Source organism: Paenibacillus hebaui, from assembly GCF_051934385.1.
In the GTDB taxonomy this organism is placed as follows: domain Bacteria; phylum Bacillota; class Bacilli; order Paenibacillales; family Paenibacillaceae; genus Paenibacillus.
Genome location: NZ_CP196836.1, coordinates 4791129 through 4804481, shown reverse-complemented (window position 1 = coordinate 4804481; position 13353 = coordinate 4791129). Strand labels below are relative to the sequence as shown.

Annotated in this window: 20 protein-coding genes and 1 pseudogene; 12 read left to right on the top strand and 9 right to left on the bottom strand. The window is 40.2% G+C overall.

Annotated elements, in window-relative coordinates:
* Nucleotides 1–319 precede the first annotated feature (319 nt).
* Both ACR32F_RS21830 and ACR32F_RS21825 read left to right on the top strand, forming a co-directional pair.
* Entirely contained in the window at nt 320–478 is a 159-nt protein-coding gene (locus ACR32F_RS21830; protein ID WP_440110699.1) for a hypothetical protein, read from the top strand.
* A complete protein-coding gene (locus ACR32F_RS21825; RefSeq protein ID WP_440110697.1) occupies nt 456–1313 on the top strand; it encodes an SPFH domain-containing protein in 858 nt (285 codons plus the stop codon). The genes ACR32F_RS21830 and ACR32F_RS21825 overlap by 23 nt, the downstream gene beginning before the upstream one ends.
* Nucleotides 1314–1379: 66 nt before the next feature.
* Here ACR32F_RS21825 and ACR32F_RS21820 read toward each other — a convergent pair.
* Nucleotides 1380–1824 (bottom strand): annotated as a pseudogene (locus ACR32F_RS21820) (IS30 family transposase); the annotation flags it as partial.
* Nucleotides 1825–2129: 305 nt separating this feature from the next.
* On the opposite strand from ACR32F_RS21820, the gene yaaA reads away from it, so the two are divergent.
* The 4 genes from yaaA (at nt 2130) to ACR32F_RS21800 (ending at nt 5063) form a co-directional block, all read left to right on the top strand.
* On the top strand, nt 2130–2885 hold the full coding sequence (gene yaaA / locus ACR32F_RS21815; RefSeq protein ID WP_440110695.1) for a peroxide stress protein YaaA: 756 nt from the start codon (nt 2130–2132) through the stop codon (nt 2883–2885).
* Between the two features lie 847 nt (nt 2886–3732).
* Nucleotides 3733–4107 carry a DUF7674 family protein gene (locus ACR32F_RS21810; protein ID WP_440110693.1) on the top strand — a complete coding sequence of 125 codons (375 nt, stop codon included), beginning with the start codon at nt 3733–3735 and terminating at the stop codon, nt 4105–4107.
* A gap of 108 nt (nt 4108–4215) precedes the next feature.
* Nucleotides 4216–4617 (top strand): DUF4279 domain-containing protein, encoded by a 402-nt coding sequence (locus tag ACR32F_RS21805; RefSeq protein WP_440110691.1) that lies wholly within the window; start codon nt 4216–4218, stop codon nt 4615–4617.
* Nucleotides 4618–4832: 215 nt separating this feature from the next.
* Nucleotides 4833–5063 (top strand): hypothetical protein, encoded by a 231-nt coding sequence (locus ACR32F_RS21800; protein WP_440110689.1) that lies wholly within the window; start codon nt 4833–4835, stop codon nt 5061–5063.
* 88 nt (nt 5064–5151) lie between these two features.
* On the opposite strand, the gene ACR32F_RS21795 is transcribed toward ACR32F_RS21800, so the two are convergent.
* The 3 genes from ACR32F_RS21795 to ACR32F_RS21785 all read right to left on the bottom strand — a co-directional run bounded on the left by ACR32F_RS21795 (nt 5152) and on the right by ACR32F_RS21785 (nt 5766).
* Complete coding sequence (locus ACR32F_RS21795) at nt 5152–5232, bottom strand: IS3 family transposase (RefSeq protein WP_440119977.1); 81 nt, start codon at nt 5230–5232, stop codon at nt 5152–5154.
* Complete coding sequence (locus tag ACR32F_RS21790; protein WP_440119976.1) at nt 5196–5537, bottom strand: transposase; 342 nt, start codon at nt 5535–5537, stop codon at nt 5196–5198. The genes ACR32F_RS21795 and ACR32F_RS21790 overlap by 37 nt, the downstream gene beginning before the upstream one ends.
* A gap of 85 nt (nt 5538–5622) precedes the next feature.
* Nucleotides 5623–5766, bottom strand: a complete 144-nt coding sequence (locus ACR32F_RS21785; RefSeq protein WP_440119975.1) for a hypothetical protein — start codon at nt 5764–5766, stop codon at nt 5623–5625.
* 4 nt (nt 5767–5770) lie between these two features.
* Here ACR32F_RS21785 and ACR32F_RS21780 point away from each other — a divergent pair, with 4 nt between their 5' ends.
* Nucleotides 5771–6550: a hypothetical protein gene (locus ACR32F_RS21780; protein WP_440110687.1), complete on the top strand. Its 780-nt coding sequence runs from the start codon at nt 5771–5773 to the stop codon at nt 6548–6550.
* A 376-nt stretch (nt 6551–6926) separates the two neighbouring features.
* Here the strand turns inward: ACR32F_RS21780 and ACR32F_RS21775 are convergent, their stop codons facing one another.
* From ACR32F_RS21775 to ACR32F_RS21755, 5 genes are all read right to left on the bottom strand, one after another.
* Nucleotides 6927–7379 carry a hypothetical protein gene (locus ACR32F_RS21775; RefSeq protein WP_440110685.1) on the bottom strand — a complete coding sequence of 151 codons (453 nt, stop codon included), beginning with the start codon at nt 7377–7379 and terminating at the stop codon, nt 6927–6929.
* 41 nt (nt 7380–7420) lie between these two features.
* Nucleotides 7421–7867, bottom strand: a complete 447-nt coding sequence (locus ACR32F_RS21770) for a hypothetical protein (RefSeq protein ID WP_440110683.1) — start codon at nt 7865–7867, stop codon at nt 7421–7423.
* 573 nt (nt 7868–8440) lie between these two features.
* Nucleotides 8441–8893, bottom strand: a complete 453-nt coding sequence (locus ACR32F_RS21765; protein WP_440110681.1) for a hypothetical protein — start codon at nt 8891–8893, stop codon at nt 8441–8443.
* Between the two features lie 680 nt (nt 8894–9573).
* A complete protein-coding gene (locus ACR32F_RS21760; RefSeq protein ID WP_440110679.1) occupies nt 9574–10068 on the bottom strand; it encodes a hypothetical protein in 495 nt (164 codons plus the stop codon).
* A gap of 15 nt (nt 10069–10083) precedes the next feature.
* The gene (locus ACR32F_RS21755; protein ID WP_440110677.1) at nt 10084–10647 is read right to left on the bottom strand and encodes a DUF4879 domain-containing protein; all 564 of its coding nucleotides are present in this window, start codon (nt 10645–10647) and stop codon (nt 10084–10086) included.
* A gap of 655 nt (nt 10648–11302) precedes the next feature.
* Between ACR32F_RS21755 and ACR32F_RS21750 the strand changes: the two genes are divergently transcribed.
* From ACR32F_RS21750 to cdiI, 5 genes are read left to right on the top strand one after another with little or no spacing between them, the layout of a single operon-like run.
* On the top strand, nt 11303–11512 hold the full coding sequence (locus ACR32F_RS21750; RefSeq protein WP_440110675.1) for a WXG100 family type VII secretion target: 210 nt from the start codon (nt 11303–11305) through the stop codon (nt 11510–11512).
* Nucleotides 11506–11637, top strand: coding sequence for a hypothetical protein (locus tag ACR32F_RS21745; RefSeq protein ID WP_440110673.1), 132 nt, complete (start codon nt 11506–11508; stop codon nt 11635–11637). The genes ACR32F_RS21750 and ACR32F_RS21745 overlap by 7 nt, the downstream gene beginning before the upstream one ends.
* A 27-nt stretch (nt 11638–11664) precedes the next feature.
* A complete protein-coding gene (locus ACR32F_RS21740) occupies nt 11665–12105 on the top strand; it encodes a hypothetical protein (protein WP_440110671.1) in 441 nt (146 codons plus the stop codon).
* Entirely contained in the window at nt 12062–12634 is a 573-nt protein-coding gene (locus tag ACR32F_RS21735; RefSeq protein WP_440110669.1) for a CdiA family toxin C-terminal domain-containing protein, read from the top strand. Before ACR32F_RS21740 ends, ACR32F_RS21735 begins: the two co-directional genes overlap by 44 nt.
* 19 nt (nt 12635–12653) lie before the next feature.
* The gene (gene cdiI / locus ACR32F_RS21730; protein ID WP_440110667.1) at nt 12654–13031 is read left to right on the top strand and encodes a ribonuclease toxin immunity protein CdiI; all 378 of its coding nucleotides are present in this window, start codon (nt 12654–12656) and stop codon (nt 13029–13031) included.
* The last annotated feature ends 322 nt before the right edge of the window (nt 13032–13353 follow it).

The window sequence follows — 13353 nt, the reverse complement described above, 5'->3', positions numbered from 1 at the left end:
CCACACGTACGCCACTTTCTGGATAGGAATAACCAGCTACTGAACGTCCCCCATTCACCATTTTCTTTGCTACTTTACCTTATAGTATTTCGATTTTGGGATGCTCACAAGCCGTAAAACAAGCCGGATCACATATCCCTTTCGATGTAGAAATTCTAGGGCTACGAGAAGCAACGCTGGATATCATTGAAACCGAATACGAATGTACAAAGTATATATAAAGGAGGATATAAATTATTAGTTATAATTTGGATGAACGGAGAAGTAAACTTTAAAGAGATGTAGATGAAGCCACAGCATTTTGCGAAGGAGGACGAATATGCCATTTATTGGGGGAATAATTTTAATTTTTATCCTAGCATTTATTCTATGGTCATTAATGTTCCCGCTATTCAATAAAATAGGTAGTAGAATTTTAAAAAAATACAATAAATTCAAACAAGAGGAGAATGTAGATGAAAAATTCAAAGACGTTTAGAGTAGGGGCAATTGCGGTTGCATTCGTTATTATTGTTGGAGTGTTAATGGTGACCTTCTTTTTAACACGAATTCCTAATGGATATGTTGGAGTTGTTTATTCACCAAATGGAGGCGTAAAAGATAGTACACTGAGTCAAGGATGGAAACTCGTTGGGGCGTTTGATAAAGTGACGAAATATCCTATCCGAATTCAAACGGTTGAATACAGAGACATTCAGATTGCTACTTCTGACGGGAAAAACATCACAATCGATTTTGCTTACAACTACCAAGTAGAACCAAGTAAAGTATCTTCTATTTTCAATACATTTGGGCCAATTAGCATTCAAGAAATTGAGGATACATATCTCAAAACACGTTTCCGTGATGCAGCTCGTAAAGGCATTTCTAAGTTTACAGTAATTGATGTTTATGGTGAAAAGTCATCCGAAGCAGGAGTAGACGTCCAACAACGTTTTTCTGATGATGTTAAAGAGTTAGGTTTTATAGTATCAAACGTTACCGTAGGTGTTCCTCAACCTGACGCCAAGACTCAGGAAGCAATCGATAAGCGTGTCGAAGCCTCTCAAGAACTGGAACGTAAAACGACTGAGCTTGAGATCGCCAAGAAAGAAGCAGATCGTAAGCGCGTGGAAGCACAAGGTAATGCAGACAAACTATTGATCGAAGCAGAGGGTCAAGCTAAAGCAAATAAAGAGCTTCAACAATCATTATCGAGTCAACTTGTTCAATATGAAACCATCAAGAAATGGGATGGAGCACTTCCATATGTAAGTGGATCAAATACTCCAATGATTCAATTGCCGACTACAAAAACAGAGCAAGAGAAATAGTGGCGCGGGGAGTGTATCTCACCAAATCTTTATGAAAATATTTTATAAAAAACAAGAGACCCGTTATCAGGTCTCAAATAAGATTTTACTTTGTCCAGACGACGGATTGTCAAGCGAGTGCGACAGATCCTCTGAAAAGGATTCGTGAGCCGCTCTCCACCTTAGCCATTTTCGTGGTCTGTGATTGTGAGATAGAGGGCGTCTCCAAAGCCTCATCCGTGATTTGTGCGAACTCCTTCCCACGATCTGCTGTAGCGGTTTGAAATGCACGCGTAGGGTACTGAGAGGCTACTACACCAAAGGCAATTTCCATCGACGCTGTGCGGTCAGGCATTTGAATGGCGGTGTACAGGCGAGTCTTGCGTTCGATGAACGTAGCTATGCAGCCCTTGCTTTTCCACGGCCCGAGACGACCGTATCGAGTTACCAATGGCCAGAGGTTTCCCGGCAGCGAACCTCTTTTGGGACGCTGAGAGATGATCTTACCCACAGCAAACTGCCGTTTACCTTTGTCAAAGCTCTTCTTAGGAAAATGCCACAGTATCCTCTTGTCGTTAAATTCAAGAAATACGTATACACCTACAGAGGAGAGCAATGGGTGCAACTTACTCCTGATCCATATTCAAAAACCAATTAAATTTCCTGAATTGAAGTTTTCGAGTACTAATGAACAAGCCAGCCTATTGATGGGCGGGCTTGTTCTCTTTGAGTCTTTTAATGCCCGCGATGTAATGAACGCACTTGACATTGGATTCACCTTACCAATCCTGTACAATGAATAACAACAAAAACAACGTAGATTAAGGATGGATCAGCATGATACGAATTATGATTTCACCTGCCAAAAAGATGAAGATCGACACGGATAGTATAGCTTGCGAGCAGATGCCGCACTTTATAACCGAGTCAGAACAGCTACTGAGTTTGCTTCAAAAATTAACCTATGACGAACTCAAAGCGTTGTGGAAGTGCAACGATGCGATCGCCGAACTGAATGTGGAGCGGATTCGGAGTATGAATCTAAAGGACAATCTTACCCCAGCCATTTATGCCTATGAGGGCATTCAGTATCAGTATATGGCGCCGGATGTTTTTCAAAAGGAGGAACTGGCGTATCTGGAGCAGCATTTACGCATATTATCCGGTTTTTATGGTATGTTACGGCCTTTGGATGGCGTTGCTCCTTATCGATTGGAGATGCAGGCCAGGCTGCAAGGTCCGGGTTTCAGCTCCCTCTATCAATTCTGGGGTAGGAAATTGGCAGATCAGCTTCAATCGGAAAGTAACTATATCCTGAATCTGGCTTCGAAAGAGTATAGCAAAAACATCACTCCTTTTCTAAGGGAGGAAGTTAAGTTCATTACTTGTGTATTCGGACAAATGGTCGAGGGGAAGGTCATTGAAAAAGGAACCCGGGCCAAGATGGCCAGAGGCGAAATGGTACGTTATATAGCAGAGCATCAGATTACAGATGTAAAGGACATCAGAAGCTTTGATCGGCTTAACTTTGGTTTTTCAGAAGAACGATCTGATGAGAGCACGTATGTTTTCATACAACCAGAGGGAAAGTAGCCTACTGTACAACGGTGGGTATGGATTATGAACTTTATATTGAGATGATCGTGCCATTGGTTGGGGATGCTGGCTTTGAAGTGAGCAAGCATTCTTTTCTATTAATCGAAAGGATAGTGGGCGAATTAGATTCAATACAAGTTACAGCTGATGATCAATATGAATATCGGCTAGAATTGGTAAACTTGTTACAAGAGAACAGCTACGCCAGACTTTATTTGAAGAACAGGACTTGGGGACATCGAAAGCAATATGTGAGCCAGGACCGGTATGATTATATGTCTCTTCCGACAGCTGGTTAACTGTAACACTCGTTTGTTCTGTATTTCGAGGATGAGATATGAATGCACAAAAACATGTCCAATCCAAATATGGATGAAGTAAGGTGTGCAAATTATGTTATTAAAATGTATCAATAAAGAAGGAAGTACTCTTGCAGAGAGAGCGGGATATCCTTAAGACTACACATCACTTTCACTTGTGATAAATAAGGAATACTTCGTATATTCATTGGCCGTGTGGGATAATTACCTATATTATTTAATTAAACCCGATCATGAAGAGCCTGATTTGAATATTGATCCAGTTTGGTACCCCTATGAATGGTTTGAAATGCTGGATCATGCGATTCCTAAGATGTGGAGTTTTAGCCATAGTCCTCCAAACGATGGAGATGGATAAAGAAATGGAAGGATAATCCTACTAATAAATAGTCTCGATAAATGGAACTACTGAAAAAACATCAACTTAATAACACAGGTTGTTGTTCTTCTTTCTATTCATGGTTAGCGCACTAATAAATGACTTAAAAAGGCTCTTAACAGTAAATGAGAGGACAAGGTGTGTTATGTGTAAAAGTGTAATAACCAAAAAGTTTTTAGATATGTTTCCTGAATTTGAAGCAGCCTATCAAGAACACATTACGGATTATGATACAGAGTTAGCGCATGTTTTTTTCGGCGATAATGTCAATGAAGAGATAATTAAGCAATTAGAACAGGCTCAACTCAACAGTACAGCTGATAGATATTTTGTGTTTTTCGAGAAAATCGCAAAAGAAGGAGACCTGTACAGCAGGCAAGTATTAACAACAACCATTTTAGCAAGAATTGGTGATGATCTAAATAGATATGTAGAAGCACAAAAATATATGGGTGAATGGACCAAAAAACTTTCGGATGAAATTGAATCGTTTATCGGGAGAAAAGATCTTAGAAGATGAACCATAACTGTGTAAGTAGACACTCATTTCTATTACTTGAAAAGTTAATAGTTAAATATATTTCGAGTGGTATCTGATATATGAATCTGAACAAGTTGGGAGATCTTAATGGACAAAACGAATATCATGGCTGAATTTATCATTACAGGAGATCATTTCGAACCGAAGTTAATCACAGAACAGATTGGAATTGAACCATCAGGAACCTATATAAAAGGAGAAAAGATTGTGGATAGAGATTTGTATCGAAAAGAAACCTGTTGGTTCTTGGAGACGGATTATCAGGAATCTTTTGATATCAATCAGCAATTGAACCATATACTCATTCTTTTGGAGCCACATATTGAAAAGTTGAAAACCTTGCGAATGAAGCATAATTTGAATTTTCTGTTTAGTTTCTCGATCAGGATTATGAATAATGAGACTCCTGCGATTACTATCGAGCAAAAGGCAATCGGTATAGCCTATGAATTGAAAGCAGAGTTTGATTTTGATTTGTATATTCTATAGCAGGGGAACAAGTCATTATGAAAATACATAAAGAGAACAAGTAGTAGACTACCAGACCTTGGGGATGTTGGTGTAGCAAGCACCAAACTTGCAGAATGGTATAAAGGAACAACAATTATGTATGCAATTCAAGTTTGGACAGATGAAGGAATTTACTATTTCGATTGGAAAGCTGGAAACAAGAATTTAATAATTAAGACATAGGAGGAAACATTGTGGAAAAACAAGAAATATTTATGAAGGGGTATCTAAATAGAGGTATCAAGATAACTTTTCTTGATAACTTAAATGTAATTGGTATGTACATTAATTATTATTCCTTTAATAATGTTCTGGTTATTGTACCTGAAGATGCTCATGATGATACACGATTACTGATTCCGTTGAGTGCAATAAAAACGATAGAGCCTTGGGATCTTGAACATGATATAGTTGAAGATCTCTAATAAACATAGAACATTTGCAGGAAATGATTGAAAAACCTACAGACCACATGTGGTCAAGTCCCTGTTTTATAGACACTGAAAAAAGACCCTAGGAGGCAAACTGGCGTCGGTACTCTACCGGCGTCAGTGTTTTTAGTTTCCGTTGTGGCCGTTTCTGGTTGTAGAACAAATATATTTTTCAATTTTGCTTTGTGCTTCGGTAACCGTTTGAATATGAAAAGGGTAGAGTCCTTCCGTTTTGAGATGCGAGAAGAAACTTTCCTTAGAGGCATTATCATAACAATTTCTTCGGCGAGACATGCTGATTCGGGCGCGAACCTTTGGCAGCATCTCGTGGTAAGCGTGAGAAGTGTACTGGAATCCCTGGTCGCTGTGAACGACCAGTCCGGTCACGTCTTTTTGCTTCGCAAACGCTTTGCTGAATGTGCGGAGCACGAGTTCATTGTCGTTGCGTTCGCCGATTTGGTAAGCCACAATTTCGTTATTAAACAGATCCTTTATGGCTGAAAGATAGATATACCCAGCGCTCTCCAACACGATACTGGGTAATGTCGGTTACTCATTTCTGATTCGGCTTTTCCGCACTGAAGTCTTGCTTCAAGCGGTTCTCTGCTACACGCTGAGCAGGTGAATACGAACTACTAGAGCGTCGTTGACGACGAATTCGGGATTGAATACCGAGCATTTGCATCAAGCGGAGCACCTTCTTGTGGTTCACCAAATCCTTTGATCTTGCCAAAGGAATAACTGAAGCTGTCGATAACCATTGTGCCACATGTGAGAATTACCTCGGTGTGGCTTTTTTCTTGACGCATCTAAAAGTGTCTACAGCAAGAGCTATTCATTTAAAAACAGGATTAAGTACAACATTGGAGTTTCATATAGAGCAGAAAATTTCATGGTGGCCAAATAAGCACTACTGGGTAGATATAGTAACATCAAGTGGCCAAATGTGGGAATTGAAGGCGCGAAGAGATGTTCCTTATGGTGATACCGATGGGTACTATGAAGATGCAGAAGAGCAACTCACTAAATATCAGTCTGTAAATAGCAAGCTAAGTAGAGGAGCTCAGTACGAGTCGATAACCACTTGTATCCACCGGAATTTATATTCAAATCTAAAAAAAGGAGAAGGTAGTTTGTCACTAAAAATGTCAGTGTCCATGTTTCTTATTTTTTTGATAGTGGGGTGCAGCATGAAGAATGAACCTGAGTTTAAAAGTGAAGCAATTTATGTAGTAGATGTACTAGAGGCTTCTATTGAAAATAGAGGATTCCCAAAATCAGAGAAACCAAGAATTGAAGGTTTTTTTGAGTTGGATTGCACAGAAGAGGAGGAAGATATTCAAAATCGTTTAATCAGCATCTACATGGCTTTTCTGGGAAAAACAGATTTTAGAAATACAGATACTGAAGAAAACAAAAAGTTGTTTAAGCAATTAATATATGAACTAGAAAAAATTGATGAAGAATTGGAAACATTGTGATGGGAGAAGTCGGTTTATACCTCAAAAGTTGCATGGCTATTATGAGCAGCATAAGTATTGAAGAAAATGATGTTTCAAAAATTTGAATTTTCTATTTACCTTCTCAATCAGAGTTATGAATAACGAGACCCCAGCGATATATATCGAATAAAAGGCAATCGGCCTAGTCCTATGACTTGAATGCAGAATTTGATTTGGATTTATGTATTTTTATAGACTGGGGTTGGAAGTATTGAAAGACATAGAGCTAAGTAAGGAATCTGTTTACTAAATAACAAACATAAATAAAAGGGGAGAGCTAATGAATTCTAGCTCTCCCTTTTTACGTTTAATAAATGAGAAGAGGGAACATGTTTCCGAAATTAACTCATAACTATTAATCATCGGAATAAACTGTAGCATTGAAACTTTCGGGCCCAAGGCGCAGGTTGCTAACACTGTAACTTGGATTATAGGTAAATGTAGCGTATACAGAATAAATAAGTTGACCATTTCCAGGGGGTGTCACATTATAATCCGAGCCAGTAAAGCTTAATACGCAAGGACTAAAAAACGGGTTGGCCTGGACAATAGTACCCGCACGATAAACAAGTTGCTGTGAATTGCTCAATCCTCGATACACTTCTATGACAAGATCCCCGTTAACAGGAAGCTGATCGGCGGTAATTCCGATAATACCCGAAAAAAGCGTCCGGATGACCATTCCTGGATTATTTACTTGTAGTCCAACCTGCGCGAATAATTGTGGGACTCCATTCGTGAAGCTGGGTGTTAATATGTTCTGTCCGTTGGAGCCTTGAGAAGTCCGTGCATCTAAGGTTTTGACCATTTGATGTCCTCCTTCCCTAGAGATTCATATAGAAATTGAAGTTAATCGTCGCTATATGCGACAGCATTAAAGCATTCCGGTCCAATACGGGTAGCTTGTTCCATCCCGGATGCTGGCACAAATGTTGCATAGCAAGAATAGATTAATTGTCCATTTACAGGGGGAGGCACATTGTAATCCGAACCTTCGAAGCTTGCGAGTATGCTGTTGGTGGAAGGGAATACAGGTTGGGAAACGACATAAATAGGTTGGCCTGTATTGGTGGACCCCCTGAAGATTTCCAAGCGAATAGTAGAGGGCAACGAAGATAAACTGGCCACTGAGAAACGATAGGTTCCATTAAACTGAGTACGGATGAGCGGTCCCGGATTAACAATGTTGAGTCCCACGATCCCGAGCAGAGTAGGTGTGTTTGCTGGAAGTGGGATGTTGAGCGGAGTAATGCCCGTCGACGCGAGAGAAGTACGAGCGTCAAGTGTACGAACCATTTTCATTCCTCCAATCTATTATATTGAAATATCGTATGTTGCTGATTTGAAAGAGTTGTCCGCTTAGCGGCAAGAAGTTACAACGATCTATTATGCTTTAGAAGATAAGGCTGAATCTATATAACAATTTAAAACTTGCTTTTAAGATATGACTGGTTATTGACTGAGTTATGAATGAAGGCCATTCGTTGGACTTTTTTCATGATATATTTGTATTGTGGAAATCGAACGAGAGCGAAACGCACATGTGCTTTCTTCTAAGCATTACGTAGAGTTAAACAGTAATATTATTGTCTAAGATTACTATATAAGTTGAACTAATCATTTACACAGAAACGGAGAGGACAGAAAAAACCTGAAAAAGCGAAGCGTTCGCCTTTATCACCGGATTTTCCCCTTGAGAAAAGGGAATCAAAAAAATCTGGGGATAACAGCGATTGGAAGGTTATTCTGTCATCGGAGTGTACGTGTGAATATATCTTTAGTTCAACTTATATAGATCGTAAAGAGAATTAAAAAACAGGAACTTCGGAGCTAAGTAGCATCCCGAGTTCCTGTTTTTTATATTTAGTTTTAAGATGTGCCTGCTTGAGCTAAACCATTAAAGGAAACTGGGCCAATAATAGTTACAGCAGTTGCTGCGGTACTTGCAACATACATTGTATATCGAATCTGGCCAGTTACAACATCAGTTACTGGTGGGAAGTCGCCAGCAGCAAATGTCAGAAGTCTGGAACCCGGACCTGAAGTTAAATCAATCGTTGAATTGAAAATGAGAAATCCTGTACCGAATATACCAGTGCCACCTCTTTCAACATAGATGTTGACTAGGTTTGCTGCAGATCTGTTAACCCCAACTGTTCCCCAAAGTTGAATACGTACATCATTTTCGTTTGAGGTTCCTATAGCACTGACAGTTTGAAGACCTATATCACCCAGCAACGTAGGGGTTGTTGATAAAATTGTAGTGCCAACACTAAAGGTATTATGCAGCGATAGACGAGAATCTAAAAATTGAGTAGGCATTGTTATACCTCGCTTTCTATATATTCATTACCTTATGCAGATAAGATTAAATTGCTTGGACGCAAATTTAATTTAGAAAGCCTTATGTTCAAATCTGTGATATCAATACCCCTTTACCTTTCGATGTAAGGGGCTGTCGTACTGAACCGGGTACAATCCGGGGCATTCCCTTCATCGTCTCGGAGGTGATTTTCCCGAAAGGTCAGTTCACTGCGATCGACGATGGTCAGTAATTAAAAGCCGACCTAAACTGCCTATCGGGCAGCATGATTTTACGCAGTGAGATAGGTTGAGAAATGCTAGGACAATAATTGATAAAATATAAACCCCGGCTATGCCCTGCTGAATGCAGAAGCGTTGCCCGGGTCTTGTTGGTTTGACAGCTGTAACGCTGAGAAGTCGGGCCTGTAATAGTAGGACAACAACTTTATGATGGTTACTGCTGATTTAAAACAAGCGGAACTGGAAGGTTTGACCCTATTGAACTAAACACTCTGCAAGAGAAGCATGGAAATGGAACGTGGCCGCGGCGGGCTGCAACTCCCGGCTCGTCGTGGCAGGATACTCGGCAATGCCCTTGCGATTTTGCTGTGCTGCTTGCTCTTAGGATCACGTCGCAACGATAAAAGACGCAGGGGATGTATATCCCTGCGCCTGATCAAGAATCAAATCCGTGTCCATCAATCCAGATGCGATAAAAAAGACTCTAAAAAATGCCTTTCTAACTCAAGCTGGGCAGAGCTTTTAGTGCTTGTTAACGGATGTTTAGCTCGTTCCAAAGCCGCACGGATTAGAGACTTGGCGGAATCTTTGTTTGCAAGCACATTGTCCATGCGTATACGGGCTTCCTTAGCACCATAACGAAGCATCAGGTTGTATTCCATCTCCATATGTCGCGCCAACAAGGAGGAACCTGCAATTTTACCATCAGCATCGGTTAAGGGATTGAACCCACTGCTTTTTTCCTCTGCTTTGTTCCACGCATCCTGGACTTCTTGAGATGCATTCTTCAAGGCCGCCTGAGCAAATGTATTAACAGAATTGTTAGCAGAAGAGTGAGCTGTCATATCAAATTTAGGTACGATCGAATTCGTATCCGAAGCTGATGAGCCTTTGGGCTTACTTCCCGTATTCCTCATGATAGAACCAGGATAGCCAATTCCTCCAATATTCATATTACATCCTTCCTGTTAACGGACATTAATCCAAGCGGTCCATTGTGTTGGAATATTAATGGAATAGACCGTACCTACAAATTGTCCCCCTGTACTAGGCGCTTCATAAACCCAAGAATGGGCCCAAGCATCTACGACACGATCACCGTCCAAATCAATAGCTTCAGACCAGTTGTTTGTCATTGTATTGCCGGCGAGTGTGCCGTAGTGACTGCTGTCATAACCGATCTGGAAAGTAATACACTGAATCCAAGCCCCACCGTGATCATTGGTCGTGGAGAGCGGGTTGTTATTGAAGCCGTAAATTTCTTGACCGCCATTAGGAGATACGACACCATATACATTAATGTGAGATACTTTCGGAGCAGGCGCAAACAGAACTGGACCACCCGCATTATCAGCCTTCTGCGATTCAAATTCAGCCTTAGCCGCTTTCACAGTTTCACGGAATTCTTTGGAATTAATAATTTCTTCCTTTGTCAACGGTTTGGCTTGAGTCACATCACCGTCTGCAAAGGCAGCTACATTAAACGAAAGAGCTAGAACAAGAATAAGAGCTAAACTAATCAATTTTTTCATAGCAATAAATTCCACCTTTCTTGTTATGGGTATCCTATTACAAAAAACATGCGATTACGACAAAATAGACCCGCTTGCAGATTAAAGCCTCTTACCCTCCTCTCTTTTGAAGATGGTTCTTCCCCTTTTTTTCTTTACTGAAAACAGAAATAAAGGAGGAGAACTCTACAGGCTAGAAAACTCTATGAAGTAGGAATGTATATGTAAAATGAATGCCTGCCAATGGATGATGTGTTGCAGACAAAATGGAAAACTCATTTATACGCATTGTTATCTTAGCTAGCGGTGCTCTAATACCCAGCTTGAAAATAAAAGATTCCAAAATAAATATTTAAATTGTAATATATTCCATTTATACAAACATATAGTACACCTAATCATCGGTACAAGTCAAGTTTATTCATTAATGCCATTAATTGTTAAAGTATGCTGCTCGTCGCAGTAAAATGCCACAGTATCCTGTAGTCATCTTATTGAAGGACAACTCCCAGGAACATGTATACACCTTCAGAGAGATCCTATGGGGCTGAAGGACGGATATAAATCATTCTGAGCGTGGATTCATGAAGTGAAATCAGGAGGTTAGCCGGATGTAATTGCCATTAAACTTCTGCTAACATAGTTGTATCATATCTTAGATGAGCGGTGAAAATGGATGAGTACCATTAAAGTTACCCCTGAACAGTTACATCACGTATCGAATCAGGTGGATCAGGCGAGACAACAATTGGAGCATATACGGGAGGATCTCACAAGACAGATCATGTTCCTTCAGCAGATGTGGCTGGGTGTGACGCAGGAGCGTTTTTATGTGAGTTTGCGCGCTCACGTCCTGTATTGCAGAAGGCGCTGGAAAGTATGGTGAACACCTCTAAGGAACTGAAGGATATTTCCACGCGATTTGAGAATGCCGATGCTGAAAAGGTGAGTCTTGGCAGTGCTGTTGGCGCTGTGGGTGCGGGAGCAATGATGAAGACCACGAGATACTAAGCCGGTTCGGATGATAAGGGTTATCGGATGGCTCAAGTCAATATGTTTGGCAAATGGGTGTGGATGCCTGTGAACGAGAATGGTGTTACGGATCAGGCAGCCCTGCAGGCATATAAGAAGGATCAGGGGCATTTGGATTTTAATCGGATGCAAGCTACGGATGCTGAAGCGCCAGGGGAAGATATTTATGCGATGCAGATCAAAGCCTTTGAAAATGGAATTCATCCCTTCACAGGCGAGGCTGTATCCGATAAGTATGCTCAAATGATGTTGACTTCTCTGAAGTTCAGTCAGCTATTTATGGCGTTTCAGATGGTTCGCGGCAGTATGCCGGGTGGCAAAGGGCCTTTTCGGCTGCCTTCTTCCCATCCAGCTGTGGCGAAGATTAAGAAGAATTTGGAAGCGGCTGAAGCGAGGAAAGCGAATGACCAAAAGAAGGCTACTGAGAGTAAAGGGCTTAGCATCTAAGAGTATAATAAGTGAACATGTAAGTGATGCTGAAAAATTGCAAAGACCATACAATCACCTAGTAAACGTTGATGGATTTAAGAGAGGTAGCAGACCTGGAGTATCAGGTGGTCATAATATGGACAAATTTAATGAGGCCTTACAAGAAGACGCAAATAAGTATGGGCTGAGTGTTAAAAAGGATTATTTTATAGGTGAACCCAAGAAGCACAATGTCGAGGGGATTTACGAGGTGGAGTATCAAATTCTGTCCTTGAAGCGAAGTGAATCAGATAAAAGTATTTTTGAACCGATAACGGACTCAAATGGAAATGTGCTTGGGAAGAGAGTGAATGATCCCAAAACAGTATATGATCCTAATATAATTTCTAATGAAAAAATGTATAATTGGGGAAAAGTAGCATTAGAGCCACAGATACAGGCTGGAAACGTGAAGAACGGGATAGTTAAAGGAGAACTAAATGGGCTGAAATTTGTGGGGTTCGTAGATGAAAAAGGGAACATAAAGAACTTTTATCCTGCTTTTTAATTAACAATGAAGGAGAGATATGATGTATAAAATATTGGCAACAAAAGCTGAAATAGATAGATTAGTCGAATCTTATTTCTGGATTATTGATTTTCCGAGAGCTTTAACATACTTCGGAGATCATGAGAGACATGGGTATGGTTCAGGTCCACTGGAGGTACAATTTTCATCCTATCATATGCCAGAAGAGGAAGAGTATATTGGTGATCAGAAAGTGTGTTTTATTGGAGAGCCGCCAGCATATGATGAAGATGTAATGGCAGTGATGGAGCATGATGAATTTTATAACTATTTGATGTTTTACAGTGAGAAGTACGTGGAGGAGCACCCAGAAGCTAAACAGGAGATTTATAATTTATTAGATATGGTAAAAAAAAGATTGGGTTTACATTCTTAACTCACTGATTGTGAATCATAAATCATTTGCGAGGAACAACGAAAGTTCGTGTATCTTATACGTCCATAGTATTCATAGTCCAAGTATTGGGTGTACAGTTGGGAAGATATGCAAGCACTAAAAACGTTACCGTATGACCCCGATTGGTGTTATAAAAATCCGAGAGCTCTTCCCATCTGAATGTTGTGAGGAATGAGCTTTTTTGTATGCAGAAAATAACCAAAGAAGGTGATAGGACAGCAAATAAAGGAGCATAATAAATTATTGTGGGCTATATTGTTATGATTACATCCGCCTATCCGTTGTATTAAAAAAATTGGAG

What these genes read in the sequence shown, in the direction of transcription:
- ACR32F_RS21830 (WP_440110699.1), top strand. Translation starts at nt 320, where the DNA reads ATGCCATTTATTGGGGGAATAATTTTAATTTTTATCCTAGCATTTATT.
- ACR32F_RS21825 (WP_440110697.1), top strand. Translation starts at nt 456, where the DNA reads ATGAAAAATTCAAAGACGTTTAGAGTAGGGGCAATTGCGGTTGCATTC.
- yaaA (WP_440110695.1), top strand. Translation starts at nt 2,130, where the DNA reads ATGATACGAATTATGATTTCACCTGCCAAAAAGATGAAGATCGACACG.
- ACR32F_RS21810 (WP_440110693.1), top strand. Translation starts at nt 3,733, where the DNA reads ATGTGTAAAAGTGTAATAACCAAAAAGTTTTTAGATATGTTTCCTGAA.
- ACR32F_RS21805 (WP_440110691.1), top strand. Translation starts at nt 4,216, where the DNA reads ATGGACAAAACGAATATCATGGCTGAATTTATCATTACAGGAGATCAT.
- ACR32F_RS21775 (WP_440110685.1), bottom strand. Translation starts at nt 7,379, where the DNA reads ATGGTCAAAACCTTAGATGCACGGACTTCTCAAGGCTCCAACGGACAG.
- ACR32F_RS21770 (WP_440110683.1), bottom strand. Translation starts at nt 7,867, where the DNA reads ATGGTTCGTACACTTGACGCTCGTACTTCTCTCGCGTCGACGGGCATT.
- ACR32F_RS21765 (WP_440110681.1), bottom strand. Translation starts at nt 8,893, where the DNA reads ATGCCTACTCAATTTTTAGATTCTCGTCTATCGCTGCATAATACCTTT.
- ACR32F_RS21760 (WP_440110679.1), bottom strand. Translation starts at nt 10,068, where the DNA reads ATGAATATTGGAGGAATTGGCTATCCTGGTTCTATCATGAGGAATACG.
- ACR32F_RS21755 (WP_440110677.1), bottom strand. Translation starts at nt 10,647, where the DNA reads ATGAAAAAATTGATTAGTTTAGCTCTTATTCTTGTTCTAGCTCTTTCG.
- ACR32F_RS21750 (WP_440110675.1), top strand. Translation starts at nt 11,303, where the DNA reads ATGAGTACCATTAAAGTTACCCCTGAACAGTTACATCACGTATCGAAT.
- ACR32F_RS21745 (WP_440110673.1), top strand. Translation starts at nt 11,506, where the DNA reads ATGGTGAACACCTCTAAGGAACTGAAGGATATTTCCACGCGATTTGAG.
- ACR32F_RS21740 (WP_440110671.1), top strand. Translation starts at nt 11,665, where the DNA reads ATGGCTCAAGTCAATATGTTTGGCAAATGGGTGTGGATGCCTGTGAAC.
- ACR32F_RS21735 (WP_440110669.1), top strand. Translation starts at nt 12,062, where the DNA reads ATGACCAAAAGAAGGCTACTGAGAGTAAAGGGCTTAGCATCTAAGAGT.
- cdiI (WP_440110667.1), top strand. Translation starts at nt 12,654, where the DNA reads ATGATGTATAAAATATTGGCAACAAAAGCTGAAATAGATAGATTAGTC.